The sequence below is a fragment of the Sphingobium aquiterrae genome (genome assembly GCF_037154135.1).
Classification (GTDB): Bacteria; Pseudomonadota; Alphaproteobacteria; order Sphingomonadales; family Sphingomonadaceae; genus Sphingobium; species Sphingobium aquiterrae.
The window spans coordinates 52,143-77,788 of record NZ_JBANFL010000008.1; the positions used below are offsets into that span (position 1 = coordinate 52,143).

Here is a 25,646-nt window from a genome sequence, read left to right on the forward strand (position 1 = left end):
GATGCTGATGCTGATGCTGATGCTGATGCTGATGCTGATGCTGATGCTGATGCTGATGCTGATGCTGATGCTGATGCCGACGCGGATGCCGATGCGGACGCTGACGCTGATGCTGATGCCGACGCCGATGCGGACGCCGACGCCGACGCAGACGCGGATGCCGATGCCGACGTGACAGCCTATGACAATGTGGACCACGCTTCGGTCGACATTGAGCCGCTGATCACGTCACATGCGGATAGCGGCAGCGACTTCGCGTTGATCGGGATTGGTTCGACCAGCTGGACGACCGAATTCTCGGTTGCGCCGGGCGTGACGTCGGATCTGACATTCGCGGTTCAGGCCAATGACCTGCTCAGCGTTCTGGACAGCGCTTCGGCCACGCTCGAACGGTTCGAAAATGGTCAGTGGGTCGAGGTCGGCAATTCGTCGGCTGGCGGTTTTCTGGATCTGCTGGGGATCTTCGGCGAGGGCGTGACCATCACGGCGGAGGATCTGCAGGCCGGCGACTATCGCCTCACCTATGGCGGTGGCGGCCTTCTGTCCCTTGGGACGACCGTGGACTGGCAGGCGGCATTCACCGATACCAGCCTGACGGACTTCACCGGCATTGCGGGCCCGGCGATCGAGGGCAATGTGCTCACCGACGCCAGCCCCGACAATCAGACGGACTCGCGCGGTCCCGATGATCTGGCGGTGCTGCAGATCGACGATGGCTCGGGCAATTTTATCACCGTCACCGATGGTATGGTCGTAGAGGGCGAGCATGGCACGCTCACCATCAACGCCGATGGCAGCTACAGCTATCAGGTGGACGGCGATCCGACGGCTGTCGGCGAAGTGGACGAGTTCGACTACAGGCTCGTCCATCCGAACGGCGATGAAGCGGATGCCAGCCTCTATATCCGCATCGACAGTCCGGATGCCGCGACGGTCTGGAACGACACCGACCTTTCGGCCCCGGCCGAAGTGATGGTGGCGAACGACGATGCCGGCCAGGCGCAGATCGAGGTCGTCAACCTCGTCACGTCGGAGTCCGTGGACAATGCCATCCAGTATACCTCCATATTGCTCTTCGGAGGGTCCGATACCTACGACTTCACGGTCGCGGCGGACACCGTCACCAATGCCGCGTTCGACATCACGTCGTCGGGCCTGGCAAATCTGGCCACGTCGCTGAACTTCTCGCTGCAGCAGCAGGTGGACGGCAACTGGGTGGAGATCGCAAATGGCAGCGACGGCGGCCTGCTGGATATCATCGGCATCGGCGCCGATGCCATCCAGGCCAATGTCGACGGTCTGGCGGCGGGCCTGTACCGGCTGGAAGTCAGCAATTCCGGCCTTGGGCTGCTCACGACCATCACAGGCGATGTGACGTTCGAGACCACGCACCTGACCGAGAATGTGCCTGGCGACCTGACCGGCGTTGACGGCAATGTCATCACCGGCAACGACACGCTCGGTTCCGAATACACCTATTTGCGGGTGTTCGACGGCACCGACTATGTGGTGGCGACGCCGTCCGGCGTGCAGGTCACCGGTGCCCATGGCGTGCTGACGATCGAAGCCGACGGGACCTATCACTATGAGCCCAATGCCGACCTTGCCGGCATCGGCCAGAGCGATACGTTCAGTTACCAGCTCGTGCATCCCAATGGGGACACGGTCACGGCGGATCTGGTCATCACCATCGCCGAGGATATGGGCGACATCGCGCCGCTGTCGCTCCTCAGCGTGGATGACGGTGGATCGGCGACGGATCATGCCGCCATCGCGTCGGACGATGTGGTGCCGCTCGATCATCTGGCTGCCGACGAAACGGATGCATCCCATGCCTCGCACGATGGCACCGACTTCGAAGCCGGACCGCCATCGCATGAGGTCGAGATGCCCGAAGGACTGCTGGATTCCGGCGATGGGGCGGCTGACGGCACGGTCGACCTGCCGGATGTGTCCAACGACAATGAAGCCGGCAGCGTATTGCACGACGCTGCTGAACCGGTGACCCTTGATGTCCTCGTCGACTATCTGCCGACGACCGTCGAGGACCCGCTTCACGATCAATGGGCGCAGCATTCCGTCGCTGCCATCTGACAGCGATGGAATGTCGTTGAGTGCCGGACGAAACCCAAAACAGCCACCGTCCGGCACTCAACATTTTTCCGACCGATGATTGCGCGCACGCGAACACCAGGAGTGAATAAAGATGCAGGGATCGAACCTGCGCAGACCGTTGATGCTGTCCGCGATCCTGGGTGCCGCAATGATGAGCAGCCATCTGGCCGCCGCGGACCCCGTGGCGGCCAGCGATGCCGACGTGGCGGCATTGACCCTGGAAAGCGCCGTGCGAAAGGCCGTGGCCTGGCATCCCTCCGTGGACCAGGCCATTGGCGGCCTCAACGAGCGCGGAGAAGACGTCAAGGAAGCCAGGGCCGGCTATTCCCCGCAGATCAGCGGCGGCGTCGGCTCCAATCTGGAGATTTCGGGCGGCAGCAGCTGGCGGCCGCGCACGACGCTTTCCGGATCGCAGATGATTTACGATTTCGGCAAGGTGGCCAGCTCGGTCGCGACCGCCGAGGCCAGTGTCCGGGTCAGCCGCGCGCAATTGCTGGTCGCGGTCGACAATCTTGTCCGCAACACCGCCTATGCCGTGGTCGAGGTGCAGCGCAACCGGGCGCTGCTCGCGGTCGCGCGGGATCAGCTTACAAGCCTGCGGGCCATCGACAAGCTGGTCCATTATCGCACCGAGCGCGGTGCCAGCACGCGATCGGATGCCCTCCAGGCCGAGGCCCGCGTCCAGTCGGCAGAAGCGACGATCCTGCAGATCACGGCGGAACTGCACCGCTGGGAAAGCAATCTGCGCCATCTCGTCGGCAGCGACCGCCCGGTCGATGTGACGGAGGATGTGCCGGGATGGTATGGCCAGGCATGCTCGGCGGCGACGCCCGACTGGGAACGGGTGCCTGCCATGATGCAATATGAGGCGCAGCGCGAAGAGGCGCTGGCGCGCTATAACCGCAGCAAGGCCGACAGCATGCCCACCCTTTCCCTGGGCGCCGATGTCGGCGCCGATGTGCGGGACCCTTTCTCCAACCGCAGCGAAGTGACCGTCGGCTTCACGCTTTCCAGCAGCCTCTATCAGGGCGGAGCGACACGGGCGCGTCGGGACGGCGCGCGCTATGCGTTGCAGACGGCGGAGGCGGCGCTGGCCGCGACACGGGTCGAGGTCGGCCGCAATCTGGGGGAGGCGCGCGAACAGATTTCCAGCCTCATGGACATGATCGCTACGCTGGGGCTGCGGCAGGAGATGATGCGCGAGACCGGCAAGCTCTATCGGCTTCAATATTTCGAAATGGGAACCAGAACGCTGCTCGACCTCCTCAATGCGGAACAGGAGCTGCATCAGGTGCGCTTCGATCAGGTGAACGCCATCCATGACGTGCGTCGGCTCAATACCGACTGCCTCTACAACAGCGGATCGACGCGCGATTCCTTTGCCCTGACCGGCATGACCCTGCGGGGCGTGACGCTGTGAGCAAGCGACCGGGACAGGCGGATGTCGACCAGGTCGATGTGGAGGCCATCGCGGCGGGCGCCGCCGGCCGGTTCCAGGTTGCGCCCTGGCTGGAGGCGCTGCGCCTTGTCGCGCGTCATTATCGCCTGTCGCTGTCCATGCAGGCTGCGTCCAACACGGCGCGATGGGACGATGCCGAGCAGGATGCGGCGCGGCTTCACAATCTTGCCCGCAGCCTGGGCCTGCGCATCAAGGTCGCGGAACCGGACGGTTTCGACCTGGCCGCATCGGGCTGGCGGCTGCCGCTGATCCTCGAGCTGCGGAACGGCCAGGTCGCCGTCGTCACGGGCCTGAGCGGCGCGGGCGAGGCCAATGTGCAGCTTGTGGGCGATGAGGGGCTTTTGACCAGCCTCCCGGTCGACGATCTCATGGGCGCCGTCCGGCGGATCGTCATCCCGCGGCCCGCGCGCTCGGCGCCCGATGCCCGCGTCGACGCCTATATCGAGCCCTTTGACGGGCACTGGCTCCGGCGGATCGTGTTGCGCGACCTGCGCCCCTATGTCCATATCCTCCTGGCGTCGCTGCTCGCCAATGCCCTTACCCTTGCGGGCACGCTGTTCTCGATGCAGGTCTATGATCGCGTCGTCCCGGCCGAATCCTATCCCACGCTCTACATTCTCTTCGGGGGCGTGCTGCTCGCGATCGCGTTCGATTTCATCATGCGCCGGTTGCGCACCGGTATCACCGACCTGCTGGGCAAGCGCGCCGATCTGCGCATGTCGGACCAGGTGTTCGGACATGCCCTGCGTGTCCGCAACCGCGTCAGGCCGACATCGACCGGCACGTTCATCGCGCAATTGCGCGATCTGGAGCATGTGCGCGAGCTTCTGACGTCGACGACCGTGACCGCGATCGCGGACATCCCTTTCTTCCTGATGTTCCTTGTCGTCTTCTGGTTCCTGGGCGGCCCCCTGGTGCTCGTGCCGCTGGGCGCGCTGCTGCTGCTTGTTGCGCCCGGCCTGCTGGTCCAGCGCAAGCTGCGCGCCCATGCCAATGAATCGATGCGGGAATCCTCGTTGCGCAACGCGATGCTGGTCGAAGCGGTGCAGGGGATAGAGGACATCAAGATGCTGCAGGCGGAGGATCGCTTCCAGCAGCAGTGGAATCATTTCAACGCCGTCACCGGGGAATCGCAGCTCAAGCTGCGCGCGCTCACCAACGGCCTGTCGGTCTGGACGCACAATGTGCAGAACGGCGTCTTCGCCTCGGTGATCTTTTTCGGGGCGCCTATCGTCATGGCCGGCGACATCACCACCGGCACGCTGGTCGGCCTGTCCGTGCTGGGCTCCCGCATGATGGCGCCGCTGGCGCATGTCACGCAGATCATGAGCCGTTTCCAGCAGGCGCGGGTCGCCATGCGGAGCCTCAATCAGATCATGCGCATGCCGGTCGACCATCCCGAGCGGGAAAGCCGGATTCACAAGCCGAGGATCGCGGGCGCATACCGGTTCAAATCGGCGGTGTTCCGCTATGGGGACGACGCCTCTCCGGTGGCGCTGGCGGTGCGTGAACTGGGGATAAGGCCGGGGGAGAAGATCGCCGTGCTGGGGCGGAACGGGGCGGGCAAGTCGACATTGCTTCAGGCCCTGTCGGGCTTGCTTGAGCCATCCTCCGGCGAGGTGCTGCTGGACGATATCGCGCTGCGGCAGATCGATCCCGCCGACGTGCGCCGCGACATCGGCCTTCTGACCCAGAATGCCCGGCTGTTCCACGGCACATTGCGCGACAATATCCTGCTGGGCGCGCCCCATGCCTCGGAAGAGGAGATGCTCGGCGTGCTCGCGATGGTAGGCGCCGACGATCTCATCAAGCGGCTGCCAAGGGGCCTCGACCATGTCGTGCTCGAAGGGGGGCATGGCTTGTCGGGCGGGCAGAAGCAGGCCCTGCTGCTTGCGCGGCTGATCGTCCGGCAACCGTCGGTGGTTCTGCTCGACGAGCCCACGGCGTCGATGGACGAGACCACGGAGCGGCATTTCATCGCGCGTTTTCGGGCCTGGAGCGCCGAACGCACGGTGATCGTCGCCACCCATCGCATGCGGGTGCTCGACCTGGTCGACCGCATGGTCGTGGTCGAAAACGGCACGATCATCCGCGACGGCGCCAAATCGGAGGTGCTGGGCGCCCTTCAGCAGCGCGGCAGGCCCGCCTCCGGGGGAGAGGAGGGCTGACGGGCGGGCCCCGGACGGAGGGCGGGAGATGGGTGCGCGGACGACAGCAATTCTGATGGGAAAGACAGACGTGGCAAACGGGTTGAAAGCGGGCGTGAAGGATGAAAGCTGGGTTTTCGGCGAGACCGACGATGTGAAGCTCGTGCGTTCCTCCCGCATCGTCGTCGTCATCGTGGCGTTCTTCGCCGCGATGCTGCTGTGGGCGTTCTTCGCCGATCTGGATGAGGTGTCGACGGGGACGGGGCGGGTGGTGCCGACCATGCGGGAACAGGTCATCCAGTCGCTTGAGGGCGGAATCCTCACCCGGATGGAGGTGCGGCAGGACGACATCGTCCAGCCCGGACAGATCCTGGCGCGGCTCGACCCTACGATGACCGAGTCCAATGTCGGGGAGAGCACCGCGAAATATCGCGCCGCGCTGGCCAGCGTGGCGCGCCTCACCGCCGAGGTGAATCAGACCCCCCTTACATTCCCCGCCGAGCTAGACGGTTTTCCGGACCTCAAGGCGTCCGAGACGCGCCTCTACGCATCCCGTCGCGACAGCCTGGACCAGTCGCTGGGCTGGGTCCGTGAATCCCTCAAGCAGCTTCGCGCCGAGCTTTCGATCGGAGAGTCGCTGATCTCGGTCGGGGCCGCCAGCAATGTGGAGGTGCTGCGCCTGCGCCAGAAGGTCGCCGAGCTGGAATTGCGCAAGGCGGACCTGACATCGGAATATATGGTGCAGGCCCGCGAAGACCTCGCCAAGGCCAATGCGGAGGTCGACACATTGTCCTCCGTCATCAAGGGCCGCGCGGATTCCCTCTCCCGCCTGACGCTGCGCTCGCCCGTGCGCGGGATCGTCAAGAATATCGAGGTGTCGACCGTGGGCGGCGTCATCCCGCCCAACGGCAAGCTGATGGAGATCATCCCGCTGGACGACCAGCTTCTGGTCGAGGCGCGCATTTCGCCGCGCGACATCGCCTTCATCCATCCCGACCAGCGGGCCAGCGTCAAGATCACGGCCTATGACTATGCGATCTATGGCGGGCTGGAAGGCAAGGTCGCGACGATCTCGCCCGACACCATCCAGGACGAAGCCAAGCCCGACGTCTATTATTATCGCGTGTTCGTGCGGACCAGTTCCAACGCCCTGGTCAACAAGGCGGGCAAGCGGTTCCCGATCGTCCCCGGCATGATCGCGACGGTCGATATCCACACCGGCAGCAAGACGGTTCTCCAATATCTCGTCAAGCCGCTCAACCGGGCGCGGGAAGCGCTGCGCGAACGATGATGTCTCCGGCGGGGAGGACCGTGACTGTGATGATATTTGTGGGAGGTGCATTCTTTGGCTGAAGACAGGCTTACCGGGCTTTTGCGGTCCCTCTATCCATCGCTCAAGGAGACAGCCGTCGCTTTGGAAGGGCGCAGCCGCGCCCATATCCTGTTCTTCTCGATCAGCGACGGGCAGGGCAGGGCGAGCGTCGTCACCGTCCAGGGGGCGAGCCTTTCGGAAGCCTGGCGGCGCGGCGGCGAGCGTGTCCGCCATCTTGCCCGGAACCGGCAGATGGATGTCCGCTGGCTTCGGGTCGATCATGTCGATGCCATGGAGGCCACGACCTGGGGGATGCTCAGGGAGCTGTTGGCCAGGACCAAGCGCAACTATTTCCGCCTTGGGATCGCGCTCGACGCCGAGTGCCGGCACGGCTTCCTCGAAACCGAGATCAACGCCAATGCGATGCTTTATGGCGGCCCGAAGATCGACCATTGCATCGTCAACGAGAAGAATGTCCGCCGCTATGCCCGGTTGCGGCACGGCCTTGGCCAGGTCGACCTGGCGGACGATGCGCCTGTCTGGCTCTTCTCCTCGCGCGGCCTCTTCGTGGCGGACGGGGAGGCGCAGGTCCATCGGCTCCATGGGCCGGGCCCCGATGCGGGCCGCCGTGCCATCGCGGAGATGCGCGCGGACGACGTGCATCGCCTGATCGATGACAGCAGCCGCTATCTGGGGCGCCAGATCGGCGCGAACGGCCGGTTCCATTATGGCTGGCATCCCTGTTTCGGCCGTGCCATCGACGCCTATAACGGCCTGCGCCATGCCAGTTCGCTCTATGCCCTGATCGAAGCCTGGGACGTGACCGGCGACCCGCAGGTCAAGGCCGCGATCGACCGGGGGCTGACCTATCTGACGCAAAGCCTGATCGTGCGGACGGCGCTGGCCTCGGGCGTGCGCGCCGCCTTCCTGGTCGACGAGCGGGACGAGATCAAGCTGGGCGGCAACGCCGTCTGCCTGCTGGCGCTCGTCAAATATACCGAGCTGACCGGCGACCGCCAATATCTGCCGCTGCTTGAGGAACTGGCGACCGGCATCCTCTCGATGCAGGACGAGGAGAGCGGTGCCTTCGTCCATGTGCTGCATCACCCGTCGCTTGCGGTGAAGGACGCGTTCCGGATCATCTATTATGATGGCGAGGCGGCCTTTGGCCTGATGCGCCTCTTCGACCTCACCGGCGATCCGCGCTGGATCGCGGCGGTGGAGCGGGCGTTCGGGCATTTCATCCGGCAGAAGCACTGGAACGCCCATGATCACTGGCTGAGCTATTGCGTCAACGAACTGACCCGCCATCGGCCGGAGCGCGCCTATTTCGAATTCGGCATCCGCAATTTCGCGACCTATCTGGATTTCGTGATCGAACGGATCACCACGTTCCCGACCCTGCTGGAATTGATGATGGCGGCCGAGCAGATGATCGGCCGGCTGCAGGACCACCCCGATCGCGACGCGCTGCTGGCCGGCGTCGACCTGGACAAATTCCACCATGCGCTGCACAAGCGCGCCCATCACATGCTGAACGGCCATTTCTGGCCGGAGCTGGCGATGTATTTCGAAAAGCCCGGCGACATCCTGGGCAGCTTCTTCATCCGCCATCACGGCTTCCGCGTGCGCATCGACGATGTCGAGCATTATCTGTCGGGCTATGTGGCCTATTGGAAATTTCTGGTGCAGCGCGGGGTCGATGAGGCCGCACTGGTGCCCGATCCGGTTGCCGATGGCCCCGTCGTGGCATGGGGCGGCGACGTCAATCTCGGCCGCAGGCAGCATTATCGCACCGCCCGGCTGGGCGTGGAGAATATCCTGCGCGTTCCGGCGCTTCGGGCCGCCGATCTGCGCATCGTCAATCTGGAATGCGTCGTCGCGACAGGCGGCGAGCAGGGCGTGCGCAAGGGGGAGGAGGGCCCCTATTATTACCGCGCCCGCCCGGAGATGCTGCGCGTGCTGGCGCAGGCCGGCATCGACGTGGTGGTCACGGCGAACAACCATAGCGGGGATTATGGGCCCGAAGCGCTGCTCGAACAGGGGCGCTGGCTGGATGCCGCGGGCATCGGCCACACCGGCAGCGGAAAAGACCTGGAGGCCGCCCTCACGCCTGTCATCAGGCGGGCCGGGGATCTGAACGTGGCGATCTTCGCCCTGGACGCCACCCAGCCCGGATTCGCCGCAACCGCCGACCGGCCGGGGTCCGCCCATCTGCCGCTGAACGACCCCGCCCTGTGGCGGGAGATGCTTGCGCCCCGCATCGCGGCGGCCCGCGCCAGGGCGCAGGTCGTGCTGGTTGCGGTGCATTGGGGCGAGAATCTGGCGGCCGCGCCCGATGCCGACGAGGTGGCGGTGGGCCGGGCGTTGATCGACGCCGGCGCGGATGGCGTTCTCGGCTCGTCGGCCCATGTGCTGCAGGGCATCGAACTCCATCGGGGCAGGCCCATCATCCATGATGCCGGCGACCTGTTGTTCGATTCCATGCGCGGCACGTTGAGCGATAGCGGACTGTTTTCGCTGGAACTCAGCGCAAACGGGGTCGAGCGGGTGACGTTCACGCCGATCGGCGGCGGGTTCGGTCACAGCCGGCAGCGCGAAGGCGTGGATGCGGCCGCCGCCACGCGCCGCTTCGCCGCGCTGTGCCGAAACATGGGAACCGGACTTGCCCTGACAGCCAGCGGCGCCGGGACGATCGGCCTCTCGCCGCCGCCGCGGCCGGCCGGGCGGGTGCCCGCGATGCCGGTCATGCACGCCACGCCGCTGCGGCCGGAGGATATTGCGGGCGGCGTGGCCGATGTGGACGGGCGATGGCTGGCGGACGAGGTGCCGGACGACGCGCGTATCGCGCCCGTCCGGCTCGGCCCCCTGACGCTGCTCGGCGTGCGCGTGAAGCCGGGCAGCATCAGGCGCCGGCGCATGTTGTGGGTCGAAACCTTCTGGCGGGCGGATGCCGCCGTCGATGAGGACATCCGGCTCGATATCCGCGGCGTGCCGGTCGCGCCCACCTCGATGAAACCATGGGGCGCCGGGATGGACCATGATCCGTGCGACTGGCTGCTGCCGACGACCCGCTGGAAACCGGGACAGGTCTATCGCGACTATTATGGCCTGCGTCCGCCCTATCTGAAGGACTGGGTGAATGTCGACCTCCAGCTGACCGTCGGCATCGTTTCGGAGGCATATGCGGTGTCGCCGGTGGCGCTGCCGCATATCGTCACGCTTGCGCTGCCAAAGGCGGCATTGCCCGGTGCCGGCGCGGCGGCACGCTCCTATCGCACCCAATTCCCCGATATCGTCCGCCACGGCGTGCCGGGCGAAACCTGGACTGCCGATCAGCTGGCGGCCGTGACCGGCGGGACCTGGCTGGTGCGCCCGCCGCCGGGATGGCATGTGCGCTCGGTGATCCGCGGCTTCGCCCATGTCGAGCTGGTGGAGGGCCCCATTCTCTATGTCGCATCCGACTATGACACGCTTGCGCTGCATGAACAGTACAGCACGCCGGGCAGGCGCTGGGACACGCACGGATCGCTCAAGCGCCGCGCCGGCCTGCTCGCCGGCGCGATCGTGGCGAAGCCGGTGGCCGGGTTGCCCAAGGATTTCCCCGTGCTGCAGGTGGACGATCCGGTGCGCGCGCTCATCGAACTCGGGCTCGCCGCGCGCCAGCGCTTCGATCATGAGGTGGTCGCGGTCACGGGCACGGCCGGGAAATCGACCACCGTCGGTATGTTGCGCCACCTGCTGGGCGGCAAGACCCCCGCGCTCGCGAGCTTCGGCAATTATAATTCGCGCGTCGGCGCGCCCGCGGTGATGGCCAATCTGTCGCCCGATCATGAGGCTGCGATCATCGAGGTCGCGCAAAGCGCCCTGTGGATGAAGCGCGGGCCGATCACGCGGCTGTTGCGGCCGACGATCGCGCTGATCACCGAGATCGGCCTGTCGCAGACCGACAGGCGAGGCGCATCGGTCGAGGATACGGCAAAATGGAAATCACGGATTTTCGACGGTCTGACCGGCGCCGCCATCGCCATCGTCGGTGAGCATCTTGCCCATTTCGAGATGGTGATGGCCGCGGCGCAGGCTCATGCCAAAAGGGTCGTCACATTCGGCGAGAGCGATCGCGCGACCCTGCGCATCCTTGAGCGGACCTATGGCGCGCATGGGAGCCGAATCCGCATCGGGACGCCGGAGGGTACAACGATCGCGTTCGACGTCCCGCTCCCCGGACCGGGCATGGCCAACAACGCCCTCGCCGCGATGAGCGTGCTCTATGCCATGGGGCGCGACCTCGAAGCCGGCACCCATGCGCTGACGGGCATCGCGCCGGAGGAAGGCCGCCTCCGGCGCCTGACGCTTCCGGTTCGCCCGCAAGGCACGGCCGACATCATCGACGACAGCTGGAACGCGACGGTCAGCTCGATGCTGAATGCGATCGCCGTGTTCGCCAACATGCCGGCCGCCGGCGAGGGGCGCAGGATCGCGGTGCTGGGCAGGATCGTCCATCTGGGCGACCTCAGCCGGGCGCTGCATGAAAGCCTGGCGGCGCCTTTGCTGGCGGCATCGCCCGACAGCGTCGTGACGCATGGCGAGGAAATGCATTCCTTGCGAGCGGTCCTGCCCGAGCATGTGCTTGGCCCCCATTTCTCGTCTGCCGCCGCGCTTGCCGCCTATCTCCACGACGAATTGCGGGCCGGCGATCTCGTCCTCCTGAAGGGATCGCGCCGGGATTCCGATTTCGGGGAGGTCTGCCGGCTGCTGACCGCGCTTTCGGAAGCGCCCGCGGGCGCTGCCGCTCCGGTTGAATGATATGGAACGACAGGCATGAGCGAAGAAGCTGTGACATATCCATATGCATTCGCATGGAGCAAGGCGATAGAGGACTTCTTCGTGAAGAAGAGCATCTATCTTCTCCACCCTTTCAAGACGAGGGGTATATACAGGGAAGGCGATGTGGTGACGCTCAGGTCGCCCATCATGGTCGAGCCGTTCTCGTCCATGTCGGGTCGAAAGGGCTTCAGCAATTGCGGGGCGTTTTCCTACATGCATTCGGCCTTTGGCGGGGGCGCCGATGTCGGGCGATATTGCAGCATCGCACCCTATTCGCGGCTGATCGGCAATGAGCATCCGCTGGACCGCATCAGCACGCACCCCTTCGCCTGCCGGGATTATTATACCGGATGGATGGAGCGGCGTCTCAAGATATCGAGCCAGGTTTCCCCCTTCGAGGAGACCGATCGCGGCCCCCTGATCGTCGGGAACGACGTCTGGATCGGCAATGCGGCGTTGATCCGGCGGGGGATCACCATCGGCCATGGCGCGGTCGTTGCCGCCGGCGCGCTGGTCGTCAAGGATGTGCCGCCCTTCGCCATCGTCGGCGGCGCTCCGGCGAAGGTGATCCGATATCGTTTCGACCAGGCCACGATCGCGCGCATCCTCGACGTGGCGTGGTGGCGATATCATGTGCGCGATCTGGCGGGGCTGGACGTGACCGATATCCACGGCTTCCTCGATGCGCTGGAGCGGCGCGTCGCACGGGGGGAGATCGAAGACTATCGTCCGCCCAGGATCAATATCGCCGAGGAACTCCACGGGCTGACGGGCCGGCAGGCGGCAAGGGCCGTGGGAGGGGGACGGATCGGAGACGGCGCGAACCACGCTGCCGCACGCGCGCAGGGACAGGCGGCAAGGACAAGGCCTTCCTTTGGCGAGCGCACCAACGCCCGGATCATCGACGCGATCGTCGCGGGCGGCGCCAATGATTTCTCCGCGTCCGACTATCACGGGCGCCGGGGCGATATCGCGCGGCATCTGATCGGCGATGTTGCTCGCGCACAGGGCTTTGCGGTCGAACCGGTGAGGACGCTGGCCTATCGCGTGTCCAGGCGCAACCGCGACATCATCTTCCAGCAGAATGCGCCCGATATCTCCGTCAGCGCGAGCCGCATCACCCTGAACAAGGTCGTGACCAAGGCACTGCTGGCCCGGAACGGGCTTGCGGTGCCCGCCGGGCGGGTCTTTACCGACCAGGGCAGGGCGCTGGCCTATTTCCGCACGCGCACCGTGGCGCAGGTCGTGAAGCCGGCGGCCGGCGCCGGCGGCCATGGGGTGACGGCCGGGGTCATGGACGAGCCCACCTTCGCGTCGGCATGGCAAAAGGCTGCTGCCCTTGGCGCGCGCGTGATCGTTGAAGATTTCGTTGCGGGCGACGAGGTCAGGATCATCACGATCGGCGGCAGGCTGGCCGCTGCCATCTGCCGCGTTCCGGCCCATGTCATCGGCGACGGGGTGCGCACGATCGGGGACCTGGTTGCCCGGAAGAACGCGGCGCGCCGGGAAAACCCGCTGTTGAAGCTCTACCCGGTCAAGAGCTTCGATCAGCTCGAACTTGACGGCAGGGCGATATCGGACATCCCCTCGAAGGGCGAACGCGTGCGTCTCTCCACGGTGTCCAATGTCGCGATGGGCGGCGAGAGCGTCAGCGTCATCGATCGATTGCACCCCTCGATCGTCGCCTTGGCGGAGAAGGCGGCAAGAGCGGTCCCCGGCGCGATATTGCTCGGTCTCGATATCCTGGTGAAGGATTTTGCGGCGGACGCGGACAGCGACGGCAATATCTGCATCATCGAGATCAATTCCAATCCGGCGATTGCCACGCCCTGTTTCGCCGCCTTCGGGCCGCCGGCATCCGATCTGCCCCGCGCGCTGCTGGACTGTGGCTACCGCAAGGCACGGGCGGCGGAACGGGACAGCACGGAAGGTCGGATACCGGCCGTCATTCCGGCCGCACCCTATCATGCCGCATGCGGGGGCGATTCCTTCAGGCGCGATTACTCGACCCAGATGCGCCTGATCCGCCAGGCGGCATATGCGCGAAACCTGCGGGTCGACATCCTGAGCCAGGACGTGACCATCCTTTCCGATCACAAGATGCATGCGGCTTTCTTCCAGGGCATGTCGGATCGAACCCGGGCAGTGTCCCGTGCCGCTTCCAACAACAAGGAATGGACGAAGAACCTGCTTCGGGAAGCGGGGGTCAGAACCCCGCGAGGGGCTATGTTCCAGGCCGATGCCATGGCGGACGCCTGGGCCTTCGCGCAGTCGCTGGAGGCGCCGGTCGTCATCAAGCCGATGACCGGCTCCGGAGGGGCCGGCGTCGCCACCGAAATCTCATCCTTCGCGCATTTCGACCAGGCATGGCGGGAGGCGGCGGCCACCGGTTCACCGACCATCATGGTCGAGGACCATCATGGCGGCCGGGACTATCGGGTGCTGGTGATCGGCAACGCCATCCGGGCCGCCACCCAGCGTATCCCGGCCCATCTGGTCGGCGATGGCGTGCATACTGTCGACGCGCTGATCGCGATCAAGAACGAGAAGCGCAGACACAGTCCGCACGACGGCTCGAAGCCGATCAAGCTGACGCCGATGATGGTCCGCAACCTTGCGGAACGGAACATGGACGGTGGCACCGTGCTTGCGGCCGGGCAGTATCTCCAGCTGCACAGCGTCGCGAATATCGGTTCGGGCGGGGAAAGCCTGGACGTGTCGGAGCATGTCCATCCGGGGTGGACGGACATTGCCGTCCGGACGCGCAAGGCCGTCTTCGACCCGCTGCACATCGGCTTCGACCTGATCGCCGAGGACATCGCCAGATCGCCCGACGACCAGCGGTGGGTGGTGATCGAGGTGAACGCCAATCCCGACATGGGCCTGCACCATTTCGTCACCGAAGGCACCCCTCGCGATACCGCCGGCGCTCTTGTCGAGGCGCTGTTTCCCGGAACGGCCACGGCGCGGCGCGGGAAGCGGAAATCCGTGAAGATCTTCGCTGTGGCCAAAGGCGATGTGGAGGCGCTGATGCAACGCATCTGGCGCCACGCGCATCTGCGCGCGCTCAGCGGAACGGTCTGCGCGCGGTCGGAAACCGGGGTGGAGGTGATCGTCTCCGGGCCGGCCAATGCGGTCGACGACATGGTCAGGGCCTGCACCGCCGGGTCGCGGACGATGCCGGTGAGCCAGGCTCTGACATCGGTGTTCGCGGGCGATGTTCCCGAGGGTTTCGAGATCCTGCGCGCATGACGCGCCGCGACGGCTCCGGGAAAGGGTGCGCGCCCTCATCCAGCTTCCCGGGGAGTGGCCGGGGGGCATCGCGCCTCATCGCGTCGCTGCTGCTGCTGGTCTGCGGCGCGGCAGGGCCGGCGGAGGACAAGGCCAGGCCGCTGCTGTGGAACGCGCGGGCCGACAAGCAGAACTGCCCGCTATCGTCGGACGCCGTGTGGGTGGACTATGCGCGGGGCCAGGACTGCATCCGCTATTTCTCTGGGGGCGATGTGGAACGCGCGCCGGTCGCGATCGTCATCTTCCACGGGGATCGCAGCGGCCTGATCGGTCGCCGGCCGGAAGATATCCACGGAAATACGGCGCGCGAGCAGGAGGCGATTGCCGAGCGGACCGCGCAGCGCGTCGGCCTGCCCGTCCTCGTGGTCGCGCGGCCGGGAACCTATGGTTCCAGCGGAAACCATTTCCGGCGCCGGCAGCCGAGCGAGTTTCTGGCCTTGAACGCGGCTCTGGACGAAATCCGCGCGCGCTATCGTATCGGGTGGTTCGTCCTGCTCGGCCACAGCGGCGGGGCCACCGCCGCCGCCGCGCTGCTGACCATGGGGCGCAGGGATATTGTCTGCGCGGTGCTGACGTCCGGTGCGTTTTCCCTGCTCGAACGCGCCCGGATCGTGAGCGAGGAGGAGGGGCGGGCGGTGCAGCCGGGGCTGGACCTGACGGGCCTGCCATCCCCCTATGATCCGCTGGATCATGTGGAAGGCATCGTGCGGGACCCTGCACGGATGGTGCTGGTGATCGGCAATGAAAAGGATCGCGTCACGCCCTTTCCCCTGCAGAAGAAATTTGCGGATGCCCTGCGCCGGCAAGGGCACCGGGTCCGCCTGATCGACCATGCGGCCCTCGCGCCGGACTATCACGACCTCAAGGATTCGATCGGGCTGGCGATGGCTGCCCGCTGCGCCAGGGGAGGCGCATGAGCGTTCCAACGCGCCAGGGCCGCCGCCAGGCGACGGATGGCGGCACCCAGCACCGGTTGGGCGGCGTGCTGGCCGTCTATGGCCCGATATTTTCAGCCACGCTGCGATATGTGATCGCCTATGTGCTCCTTTATGTGGCGTCGCAGATCACCCTGGTCGTCGCGCTGCTGCTGCCGTGGAAGATACTGATCATCGTCGGCGCGAACAGAATCCCAAGGACATTGCCCGCCTTCCTGTTGAAATATGATGCGAGAGAGCTTGTCCCCATCCTGAGCGCCGGTGCGTTGGGGTTCTTCCTGCTCCATATCATTTCGGAAATCGGCGTCCGTCACATCTGTGACCGTGCTGTCGAGACGGTTCTCAGCCGGAATCAGAAAATCGGGCTGTTCGACAGGCATCGCGAGCAGGCCGCGCGCTATTATCGCCGCCTGCTGCGGCTGCTGGCCGTGGCGATATGCTGCGCGATGATCCTGTGCTGGCTTGCATGGGCCTATCCCTCGCTGCTGCTCGGGTTCGTGATCTATCTCTGCGCGGGAATGGCGGCGGCCTATTGCTGGCGCGCCAGCCGATCCTTGTCGAAATACCGGTTGCCGACCGATCTGGTCGTGAAGACATGGTGGGGCGGCGGCTTCCTTTACATGGTGGGCTGGGCCATCAACGATTATTGGCAGGGCAATCTCCCGGGGCTGACGACGGCGTTCATCTCCGTCCTGCTGGTCAGGCAGGCCCTGCTGTTCGTTGCCGCGGCCTATCGGGATCTTCTGCTGCTCAACCATCAGAAGGCGAAGGTCAGCGCGTTGTTCGACGCCCGGACGCCATGGCACCCCAGGGCGCGGGTCGATGGCGATTTCCATGCCTTGCTGGCGGCGGACCAGCGCAAGCACTGGATCGACGCGCTGCTCAGGCAATATCATGCCTCCCTCTGCGACGCGTTCGACGTGCATTGCCATCCCGTCGAGAATGGCAGGGTCGTCTATATCACGGCGACGGGGCTGGTCGGCACGCAGGCGCAGTCATTCCTGCTCAAGCTCTTCCATCAATCGCAGCAGGATCTTGCCGCGCATGAAAGGGAGATATTGCAGGTCGCCTCCGCCTCCTGGCCGGCCCCGCCATTTCTGGGCGCGCAGGGCGTGGCGGGGCATTCCTGCCTGATATTCGGCTGGAATGCGGCCATGCAGTGGATGTCCGCCCGCGATCGCGCCGCCTCGATGCGGGGGCTGCGGGCGCAACTGCTCGCCTGCGACCTCCCCGAAACCGTCGTCGCGCGTTACGATCGGGGCAGGCCGCATTTGTCCCAGCGTCTCCAAGCCGTGGACTGGCGCCATCTTCAACTCTTCTCCTCGTCGCGTCCGGGGGCCGGGCGCTGCCAGGAGATGGAGGGTCGCTGGCCCGATATCCTGAACATGCTGGGTCGGCTGCCGCGACAGCTGGTCCTGCCCATGCTCGGTCGAAGGAGGATGGCGAGCGGCGGAGACAAGGGCGCGGTCATGTGCAACTGGAGCCGCTGGCGTTGGGAACCGGTCGGCGCCGGCTGGCCGGTGACGGCCGAGTCCCTGACGCAACTCGAGGCCGCGTTGGCAGGCGCCAGCCGGGCGCGGGGGACGTTGTCCCGGATGACCGCCGCACAGGCGCATTATGTGTCGGCGCTCTATGAGTTCGAGCGCTTCCATGCTGCCAGGGACTATGCCGCGGCGTTGACGCTGGTCGGCGCCCTCCATGAGGGCATGGCCGGTTTCTGCGCCAGACAATGCATGCCCGACGCGCAGATCGCGATGCCATGATCCATTCGCGCCGGTCGCGTGACGGTATCGCTGCCGGACGGCTGGAACGCGGCAATGGCCTCCACCGGCCCGGGCGGAGGCCAGCGGAACGGACGCACCTCGATCGGCTCGGGACAGGCATCGACGAATCGGAAAGCCGTTGCGCTCTTCCGGCTTTCCCAAACGATCTCTCAGCGCCCGATACCCCAATAGGATAGACCGGAACGCCCAGCGGCTATCCTTATGCGCCTATTCCTCGCCCGGTACGAAGCCGATAACCTAAGCCATAACGGGTTGAACGGCCGGAATGCCGGCTGCAGCCGAAACGATCGGGCCGGGAGGTGGCATGCCCTTTGTCTTATGCCAGCTGCAACATGCTGGTCATCCTATGGACGCGCGAGCGAGGCGGCCGTGATCTTCACAGATCCCCTGTTCCTGTTCGTCTTCCTGCCGGTCACGCTGGTCGCTTTCTATACGGCCCTGCTGATCTATGGCCGCACGCCGGCATTGATCATCCTGTTCCTGTCCTCCGTGATTTTCTACATCCCGCACAGCTGGTTCTCGACGGTGCTGCTGATCCTGGCGTTGATCGTGAATTTTTCGGTCGCGCTCGTCATCACGCGGATGGAAACGGGCAACAGGCAGCGCCGGCGGATCTATCTGCTCGGCCAGTTCTACAACGGCGCGACGCTGTGTTATTTCAAGTACAAGATCGTCACCCTCCTGCTGGGGCCGGGCAGCGGCCTGCTGGTCGACATTGCCGGGCTGGCGATCCCTGCGGGCATTTCCTTCTACACCTTCCATCAGGCGGCGTTCCTGGCGGATGCCTATGCCCGCGAGAAGAATGTCACCGAGTTCCTGGGCAATCTCGGTTCCCTTCGGAAAGGGCTGGCCGCATTCTGCCGCTACGGTGCGTTCGTCGCCTTCTTTCCCCAGCTCATCATCGGCCCGATCACCTATCTCAGCGAATTCCATCCCCAGGTGAAGTCCCGCAAATTCCTGCAATTCGATCCGATCAACCTTGCCGTCGGCCTGAGCTATATCTCGATCGGGATGTTCAAGAAGGTCGTGATCGCCGACAATCTGGCGCCCACGGTCGATATCGTCTTCACCAGCGCCGGCGCGGGCGCGCCCATCCTGCCCGTGCAGGCATGGATCGGCGCGCTCGCCTATATGGCGCAGCTGTATTTCGACTTTTCGGGCTATTCCGACATGGCGCTGGGGCTCGCCCGCATGTTCGGGCTGCGCTATCCGATCAACTTCTTCTCGCCCTTCAAGGCAACCGGCATCATCGACTATTATCGTCGCTGGCACATGACGCTGACGCGCGTCATCGCCCGCTTCCTCTATACCCCCCTGTCCGTCGCGGGCACGCGCTATGCCATGGTCCGCAGGCTCGGCCCGATCCCCTTCCATCTCCTCAGCCTGTGGCTGCCGATGCTGATCAACTTCCAGATCATCGGGTTGTGGCACGGGGCGCTGTGGACGTTCGCCGTCTTCGGGCTGATGCACGGCTTCTGGTATGCGCTGGAAACCGAAGTGCGCGCGTCGAAATGGTACAAGGCAAGACGAACGGCCATGGCGCCGGCGCTCCGCGCCATGGTGGAGCGTCTCATCTTCTTCCTGCCGCTCTGCCTCAGCCTGGCCATGTTCCGCTCCGAAAGCGTCGGCGGCGCCTTCCATCTCTATGCGCAGATGTTCGGCGCCTCGCCCGAAACCCCCTCGGCATTCGACATGCAGCAGCCGGTGCTGATCCTGGCCGCGGCCTTCTTCATCATCTACGCCTGCCCCAACAGCGTCGAGCTGATGCGCCGCTATCGCCCGGCGATCATGACCTATGACAATCAAAGCTATGGCCTGGCCTTCCTGCGTGGACGCTGGCGGCCCGGCTGGGGGCAGGCGGGGCTGGTGACGGTGCTCGTCTTCTCGTCCCTCTATTATGTCTCCCGCCAGCCCCCCTTCCTCTATCAGGGATTTTGACATGGTGGAGACGGGAGACAGCGTGACGCCACCGCCGGGGCCAGCCAGGCCGTCCCTGCAAACCGTTCGGGCGCGGGCGGCCCTGCCGATGTTGCTGGCCTTTGCCTTTATCGGTTCGGTCTATCTGCTGCTGGTCACGCTTGTGGTGGCCGCCGATCCCTATGACATCTATCGCTGGGGCAAGCGGCCACCCCTCGAACTGAGCGACACGCCGCGGGACGAGGTGGTCGAATGGATCGACGTCGCCACCAAGAATCCGAAGATCAACACCTTCCTCGTCGGCAGCTCCGTCACCGCCATGTATTCGCCTTCCTATATGCGCGCGCTGCTGGGGCCGCAGGCTGTCGTCTATAATCTGAGCTATGGCGGCCCGCGCCCCAAGGATCGCGACATGATCCTCGACCGGCTGAAGAAGAACCCGCACGTCCGCCGCGTCATCCTGACGTTCGACTGGATGTATATTCGCGGCCCGACCGTCGCGAACAGGAATTTCCCGACCTTCCTCTACGACAACCATCATATGAACGACATGCGGATGGTGAATCTGGAGGCGATCGACGATGCCATCGACCTGCTGAGCGGCGACCTCAGCTACAATAATCCGGACGACCGCAATTATGCCCGCTATGTCCGCGACCAGTATCGCCGCTTCCAGCGCCCGTCGCAGATGGCCAGGCTCCAGCGGCTGATCGACCAGCGTCGCGCCACCATCGGCGCGTCGAGCGGCAAGACCTGCGCCAGCTTCGGCGCCATCCACGAACAGCTGCTGCCCAATCTGCGCGCCTTCTCGGCGCGGGGGGTGAAGGTGGATATCCTCATGCCCGTCATCTCCTATGCGGATTATTACGCGCGCCAGACGGATATCGGGCCGACCATGCTGGACGAGCAGATGATCGCGCGTCGCTGCCTGGTGCTGGCGGTGGCGCATCTTCCCGGCATCCGCGTCTTCGCGCTGGACGGCAACCCGGAGATCGCCGGCGACCTCGCCAATTTCCGCGATCCCGGCCATGTCTACAACCCCGTCATCCTGCGCCGCTTCGTCGCCGGGATCGTCACGGGCAAGGACCAGCTCACTGCCGCCAGCGTCGACAATTATGTGCGGGAGATCCGGACGGCGGTGCAGCATTACCGGGTCCGCAACAGCCATCTCGCCAGTCTGGGCACCAGGAGCCTTCCGGACATCTGAACCGGGAAGCCATTATGACAGGGAGTCGGCCTCATGATCAGGCAGGATGAAATGCTCTCCAGGATTACCGACATCATGCGGGACCTGTTCGACGAATATGAAGGGCCGGTCACGCTGGAGACGACCGCCCGCGAGGTGCCTCAATGGGACAGCCTTTCGCATGTGCGGTTGATGGTGATGATCGAAATGGAGCTGGGCGTGCGGTTCAGCACGTCGGAAATGCAGGGGTTCAAAAATCTCGGCGATCTGGTCGATGCCACCGTCAGGCAGAGCGGCTGACATGGCCGGGGTGGCCTCTCCCTTTCCATGGCGCGCGCCGCTGGATGCCGATTGGGCCGCGCAATGCAGCGTCCTGGAAACGACGGTCATGGGCGGTGGCGCCATCGATCCTGTCGCGGCCCGCGCGCTGGCGAACCAGCAACTGGGCGTGCGCGAGCAGTTGCGAGCCGAACGGCTGGCAAAGGCGCTCGACAGGGCCGGCCGGGCCGGTGCCGACGGTTTCACGCGTGTCCGGCTGGGCCTGCTCGGCAGCCGGACGCTGAGCTATCTCCCCGCGCCGCTCGGCGCGGCGGGATTGGCGCGCGGCCTCCTCATCTCCGCGCCGGAAGCGCCTTATGACGCGATCGCTAGCTTTGCCTTCTCGTCCGCCAACGTCTTCGGAGCGCTGGACGCGCTGCTGGTGGTCCTGGACGAAAGCGCCTTTGCCGGCGCGCGGCCGCTGCTGGACCTCGCGGCGGAGGACGGGGCGCTGGCCGATGCCGAAACATTGCTTGCGGCGCTGGCACAGGCGGCCGGGGACAAGACCGGGTGTCCCGCCATCTTCGCCACGCTGCCGCCCACGACGCAGATCGGGGCGGGCGATCTTGCCACGCCGGGCTCCAGCGCGCGGTTCCGGCACCGGCTCAACCTGCTGATCGCCGACGGCGCGGCGCGCGGACGCTGGCTGATCTGGGATCAGGCCGCGCTGGCCGGCCGCATGGGCCTCGACCAGTGGTTCGATCCCGCGCTCTATCATGCGGCGAAGATCCCGTTCAGCCTCAGTGCCTGTCCGCTGGCGGCGGATTCGCTCTCGGCCCTGCTTGCCGCCCTGAAGGGCAAGGCCGCGCGCGCCCTGGTGCTCGATCTCGATAATACGCTCTGGGGCGGCGTGATCGGCGATGACGGCCTGTCCGGCATCCGCATCGGCCAGAATTCGGCGGAGGGCGAAGCCTTTGTCGCTTTCCAGCGCTTCGTGCTCCAGTTGCGCGAACGGGGCGTGGTTCTGGCCGTCTGCTCGAAGAATGAGGATGCCATCGCGCGCGAGCCCTTTCGCAACCATCCCGACATGCTGCTGAAGGAGCATCATGTCGCGCTGTTCCAGGCCAATTGGCAGGACAAGGCGACGAACATCCGCTCCATTGCGCAAACGCTGTGCCTGGGGCTGGAATCGCTTGCCTTTGTCGATGACAATCCCGCCGAGCGGGCCCGCGTGCGCCAGGCATTGCCGCTGGTCTCCACGATCGAGATCGGCGAGGACCCGTCTTTCTTCATCGACCGCGTCGCCCGATCGGGGGTGTTCAGCCATGGCCCCCTGAATGCGGAGGATATGGCGCGGGCGGACAGCTATGGCGGCCGCGCCGCCGCCGCGGAGGTGCGCGCGCGCATCGGCAATTACGAAGACTATCTGAAGTCGCTGGACATGCGGATGACGATCGCTCCCTTCGATGATGTCGGGCGCGCGCGGATCACGCAGCTTATCAACAAGTCCAACCAGTTCAACCTGACCACCCGCCGCTATAATGAGGAGGAGGTGAAGGCGATCCAGGCCGATCGCGGGCTGATGGGGTGGCAGGTGCGGCTGGAAGACCGCTTTGCCCAGCATGGCATGATCGGCGTCGTCATCGTGCGGAAGGATGACCCCTGCTGGCAGATCGACAGCTGGCTGCAATCCTGCCGCGTGCTGGAGCGCGGGGTCGAGCAGGCCATCATGAACAGTCTCTTCGAGGCGGCCCGGCACGCCGGCGTCGATCATGTCTGCGGCGTCTACATCCCGACGGATCGCAATGCGATGGTGGCGGATTTCTATCCCCGCCTGGGCTTTCTCCCGAACGGAACGGATGGGGACGGCAAGGCCAGGTTCACATGCGCCACGCGCGATTTCGCGCCCGAACCTGTGTTCATGACGGTCGCGGTCGCGCCGGGATGACAGGAGGGGCGGAACCCGGGCCGTCGCCGTGGCGGCCGCATGCTCGATCCAGCCGGCATCGGACAGGCTGCGCGTCATCGCCCGGTTGCGCGACAGAGGAGCGCATGGTCGGCGCAGGATCGCAGAACATATGTTGACGAAGCGGCCGTTGTAATGGCATTGGCGGACCGCATCGGAACCAGCACCATGAAACAGCCTGCGGCTCGCCCCTCAGGCCGTTCTGCCAGGTGACTGATTTCCGCAGGGATTGCGGGTATAGCTCAATGGTAGAGCACTAGCCTTCCAAGCTTGTGATGCGGGTTCGATCCCCGCTACCCGCTCCAGCATCTCCACCGGTCCTGACAGCTTTAGAAGCCGTCCCGCCTTCCGTGGCGGCCGGTGCGTGGACTGCCCGTCGATCTTCCCTGGCCTTGAGGTGCGCCTGTCCGGGCCGGAGGCGCACCCGGCGGATCGCTCAATCCTTCGGCTTGAGCGTGACCCACACTTCCACCGGCGCTGCGAATTTCCCCGGTTCGGGCTTGCCGACATGGACGCGGCTGGCAGTCACCCGTTCGCCGGTTTCAAGGTTGAAGGTCGCCCAGGGCTTGGGCATCCGGCCGAATGTCATCTTCTGGATGGGCTGGCCGGTGGCGGTGTTCATGATGGTGGCGATGATACTCATCGCGGCCCGATAGCCAGCGCGGGCAGGGCGCGTCCAGAGCCAAGATGGGTGTCCGCGTGGAAATCGCCCCTGGCATCGTCCCGCCCATATAGGCAAAAGCCGCAGAAGACCGGCTTCACAGGGGCGGCCCTGCTTCACCGGCATCGCCGGGCAGGGCGCCGCGCCCAGCGAGGCGGAAGGCAGGCACTGGTCTGGCCAAAGGCCGATCCGCCGATCATTGCCGCGGCACGAGGCGACAGTCCTCATAGGCCAGATCGTCCTTCAGCACGAAGGCGACAAAATCCCCGTCGATGATCAGCGCGGCGTCCCCGGAGCGATATTGCATTCCCAGCGACGAAGGCCGCCGCGTCAATCGCACCGGTCGGCCATCCACGAACGCGATGGCCTGGCGGTCGTCCAGCTGGATTGCGAAGCCGCGCCCCGCCGCGCAGCTGACGGATATCCGCTTGCCCGCCGCGCTGCCCTTGTCGACAGCGGCCGAAGCGCTGGCGGCCAGCACCGCCAACGTCGCTGCGATCGGCCAGACGGATCGCGCCGGGGGAAGGGACGGGAGATTCCTCATAAGGGCACCGTTCCCGATCATGGGCCGTTTCCGCGTCAATCGCGTGGCGCTTCGCCGGTGCCCTCGTCCAATGCATTGGCGATCATCGCCACCAGCGTTTCCTCTGCCCGCAGGCGAACGCCGCTGTCCCTGGCGGCAAGATCGTGCCTGACCCAGTCGGGCAGGCGCGTCACGGCTTTGAGCAACATATCTTTTACAGTGTGATCCATGAGCAGCGCTATGGCCGCTCGGGACGATGACGGCAATCGCCGGAATAAGATCGGCATTGCCTATGACTGCCAGCGTCAGGCCATGGCGCGGACGATCGTGCCGGCATGCCGAAGGCCATCGAGATGTTGATCGCCATGTTCGGCGGACCGCTATGCGGCTGTCTCGCCTGCCTCATCTTCTACCACATCACCCGGCAACCTTCCCGCGGGGCCTGGCGGATTTGAAATCTCCATGCGTCGTCTCATCGGGCGAAGCAACCGGGCGGTGGCCATGATCCGCCAGGCGCCGTTCAGGCGAGATAATCGTGGACCACCGTGCCCAGGCCCAGGGTTACATCCGTCACGAAATGCACGGCGGACAGCACTTCGCGCACCGGCAGCCGGCTGACGTCGGCGCGGACATGGTCGAACAGCTGCAGGCTGGCCGGGCCGCCCCAGGCGCCCTTCAGCACGATATCCTCCAGATGATATTCGACCAGTTCGCAGATGCGGGGCGTGCCGTCGACATGCGGCATGGTCTTCAGCAGGAAATTGGGCTGCTGCAGGCTCGCCATGATCGGTTCGAGCGGCAGGATGTCGTGCTTGTAGCCCATCGTCGCATTGGCGCAGCGGATCGATCCGCAATCCAGCGTGCCGACCAGCACCTCGCCCTCGACCCGCAATGTGGGCTTGGCCAGCTTCTTGGGGAAGCCCCAAATCTCCCGGCCGCCGACGATGGGCGCGGCGGCGTCCAGATACATGGCGTGGGTATAATTCCCCTCGCGCCCGTCGAAGCGGACGGGGATCACCTGGCCGCTTTCGGTATAATCGCCGAAACCCGTCGAATCCGGCATGCGGATGAATTCATATTTCACCACCGGGTCGACCACCTCCAGCGGTTCGGGCACCACGGCGCGCAGGGCGTCGATGTCCGTGCGATAGGTGATGATCACGAACTCCCGGTCGTAGAAGCGGAAGGGGCCGCGCGGATAGGAAGGGCTGGTGAAGGGGATGGCGAACGCCCGGTCCCGGATATGCTCGATCTTCATGGCTGGT

The 25,646-nt window shown here is 65.3% G+C and carries 16 protein-coding genes and 1 tRNA gene; 13 read left to right on the forward strand and 4 right to left on the reverse strand.

What is annotated here, in order from left to right; translation table 11 throughout:
• Nucleotides 1–171 precede the first annotated feature (171 nt).
• The 13 genes from WFP78_RS10260 to WFP78_RS10320 all read left to right on the forward strand — a co-directional run bounded on the left by WFP78_RS10260 (nt 172) and on the right by WFP78_RS10320 (nt 23,502).
• Complete coding sequence (locus tag WFP78_RS10260; protein ID WP_336961443.1) at nt 172–2,094, forward strand: BapA/Bap/LapF family large adhesin; 1,923 nt, start codon at nt 172–174, stop codon at nt 2,092–2,094.
• A gap of 112 nt (nt 2,095–2,206) precedes the next feature.
• Nucleotides 2,207–3,535, forward strand: coding sequence for a TolC family outer membrane protein (locus WFP78_RS10265; RefSeq protein WP_336961446.1), 1,329 nt, complete (start codon nt 2,207–2,209; stop codon nt 3,533–3,535).
• Nucleotides 3,532–5,742: a type I secretion system permease/ATPase gene (locus tag WFP78_RS10270; RefSeq protein ID WP_336961449.1), complete on the forward strand. Its 2,211-nt coding sequence runs from the start codon at nt 3,532–3,534 to the stop codon at nt 5,740–5,742. The genes WFP78_RS10265 and WFP78_RS10270 overlap by 4 nt, the downstream gene beginning before the upstream one ends.
• 55 nt (nt 5,743–5,797) lie before the next feature.
• Nucleotides 5,798–7,012: a beta-barrel domain-containing protein gene (locus WFP78_RS10275; RefSeq protein ID WP_336961452.1), complete on the forward strand. Its 1,215-nt coding sequence runs from the start codon at nt 5,798–5,800 to the stop codon at nt 7,010–7,012.
• A gap of 54 nt (nt 7,013–7,066) precedes the next feature.
• Nucleotides 7,067–11,839, forward strand: a complete 4,773-nt coding sequence (locus tag WFP78_RS10280; protein ID WP_336961455.1) for a CapA family protein — start codon at nt 7,067–7,069, stop codon at nt 11,837–11,839.
• A 15-nt stretch (nt 11,840–11,854) separates the two neighbouring features.
• A complete protein-coding gene (locus WFP78_RS10285) occupies nt 11,855–15,112 on the forward strand; it encodes an ATP-grasp domain-containing protein (protein ID WP_336961458.1) in 3,258 nt (1,085 codons plus the stop codon).
• Complete coding sequence (locus WFP78_RS10290) at nt 15,109–16,068, forward strand: alpha/beta hydrolase (protein ID WP_336961460.1); 960 nt, start codon at nt 15,109–15,111, stop codon at nt 16,066–16,068. Before WFP78_RS10285 ends, WFP78_RS10290 begins: the two co-directional genes overlap by 4 nt.
• A complete protein-coding gene (locus tag WFP78_RS10295) occupies nt 16,065–17,849 on the forward strand; it encodes a hypothetical protein (RefSeq protein WP_336961462.1) in 1,785 nt (594 codons plus the stop codon). The genes WFP78_RS10290 and WFP78_RS10295 overlap by 4 nt, the downstream gene beginning before the upstream one ends.
• Before the next feature lie 390 nt (nt 17,850–18,239).
• Nucleotides 18,240–19,808: an MBOAT family O-acyltransferase gene (locus WFP78_RS10300; RefSeq protein ID WP_336961464.1), complete on the forward strand. Its 1,569-nt coding sequence runs from the start codon at nt 18,240–18,242 to the stop codon at nt 19,806–19,808.
• A gap of 1 nt (nt 19,809) precedes the next feature.
• The gene (locus tag WFP78_RS10305; RefSeq protein ID WP_336961467.1) at nt 19,810–20,994 is read left to right on the forward strand and encodes a hypothetical protein; all 1,185 of its coding nucleotides are present in this window, start codon (nt 19,810–19,812) and stop codon (nt 20,992–20,994) included.
• A 33-nt stretch (nt 20,995–21,027) separates the two neighbouring features.
• Nucleotides 21,028–21,273 carry an acyl carrier protein gene (locus tag WFP78_RS10310; RefSeq protein ID WP_336961469.1) on the forward strand — a complete coding sequence of 82 codons (246 nt, stop codon included), beginning with the start codon at nt 21,028–21,030 and terminating at the stop codon, nt 21,271–21,273.
• 1 nt (nt 21,274) lies between these two features.
• On the forward strand, nt 21,275–23,179 hold the full coding sequence (locus WFP78_RS10315) for an HAD-IIIC family phosphatase (protein ID WP_336961472.1): 1,905 nt from the start codon (nt 21,275–21,277) through the stop codon (nt 23,177–23,179).
• A gap of 249 nt (nt 23,180–23,428) precedes the next feature.
• A tRNA-Gly gene (locus WFP78_RS10320) sits at nt 23,429–23,502 on the forward strand.
• A 131-nt stretch (nt 23,503–23,633) separates the two neighbouring features.
• Here WFP78_RS10320 and WFP78_RS10325 read toward each other — a convergent pair.
• The 4 genes from WFP78_RS10325 to WFP78_RS10340 all read right to left on the reverse strand — a co-directional run bounded on the left by WFP78_RS10325 (nt 23,634) and on the right by WFP78_RS10340 (nt 25,639).
• Nucleotides 23,634–23,840, reverse strand: coding sequence for a hypothetical protein (locus tag WFP78_RS10325; protein WP_336961474.1), 207 nt, complete (start codon nt 23,838–23,840; stop codon nt 23,634–23,636).
• Nucleotides 23,841–24,054: 214 nt separating this feature from the next.
• Nucleotides 24,055–24,402 carry a hypothetical protein gene (locus tag WFP78_RS10330; protein ID WP_336961476.1) on the reverse strand — a complete coding sequence of 116 codons (348 nt, stop codon included), beginning with the start codon at nt 24,400–24,402 and terminating at the stop codon, nt 24,055–24,057.
• A 35-nt stretch (nt 24,403–24,437) separates the two neighbouring features.
• Complete coding sequence (locus WFP78_RS10335; RefSeq protein WP_336961478.1) at nt 24,438–24,611, reverse strand: hypothetical protein; 174 nt, start codon at nt 24,609–24,611, stop codon at nt 24,438–24,440.
• 290 nt (nt 24,612–24,901) lie between these two features.
• Nucleotides 24,902–25,639 carry an acetoacetate decarboxylase gene (locus WFP78_RS10340; RefSeq protein WP_336961480.1) on the reverse strand — a complete coding sequence of 246 codons (738 nt, stop codon included), beginning with the start codon at nt 25,637–25,639 and terminating at the stop codon, nt 24,902–24,904.
• Nucleotides 25,640–25,646 lie beyond the last annotated feature (7 nt).

Bases quoted from the DNA above. Each gene is read 5' to 3' on its own strand.
- WFP78_RS10340 (WP_336961480.1), bottom strand. From the start codon at position 25,639: ATGAAGATCGAGCATATCCGGGACCGGGCGTTCGCCATCCCCTTCACC.
- WFP78_RS10285 (WP_336961458.1), top strand. From the start codon at position 11,855: ATGAGCGAAGAAGCTGTGACATATCCATATGCATTCGCATGGAGCAAG.
- WFP78_RS10335 (WP_336961478.1), bottom strand. From the start codon at position 24,611: ATGGATCACACTGTAAAAGATATGTTGCTCAAAGCCGTGACGCGCCTG.
- WFP78_RS10275 (WP_336961452.1), top strand. From the start codon at position 5,798: ATGGGAAAGACAGACGTGGCAAACGGGTTGAAAGCGGGCGTGAAGGAT.
- WFP78_RS10295 (WP_336961462.1), top strand. From the start codon at position 16,065: ATGAGCGTTCCAACGCGCCAGGGCCGCCGCCAGGCGACGGATGGCGGC.
- WFP78_RS10290 (WP_336961460.1), top strand. From the start codon at position 15,109: ATGACGCGCCGCGACGGCTCCGGGAAAGGGTGCGCGCCCTCATCCAGC.
- WFP78_RS10305 (WP_336961467.1), top strand. From the start codon at position 19,810: ATGGTGGAGACGGGAGACAGCGTGACGCCACCGCCGGGGCCAGCCAGG.
- WFP78_RS10315 (WP_336961472.1), top strand. From the start codon at position 21,275: ATGGCCGGGGTGGCCTCTCCCTTTCCATGGCGCGCGCCGCTGGATGCC.
- WFP78_RS10330 (WP_336961476.1), bottom strand. From the start codon at position 24,402: ATGAGGAATCTCCCGTCCCTTCCCCCGGCGCGATCCGTCTGGCCGATC.
- WFP78_RS10325 (WP_336961474.1), bottom strand. From the start codon at position 23,840: ATGAGTATCATCGCCACCATCATGAACACCGCCACCGGCCAGCCCATC.
- WFP78_RS10310 (WP_336961469.1), top strand. From the start codon at position 21,028: ATGATCAGGCAGGATGAAATGCTCTCCAGGATTACCGACATCATGCGG.
- WFP78_RS10265 (WP_336961446.1), top strand. From the start codon at position 2,207: ATGCAGGGATCGAACCTGCGCAGACCGTTGATGCTGTCCGCGATCCTG.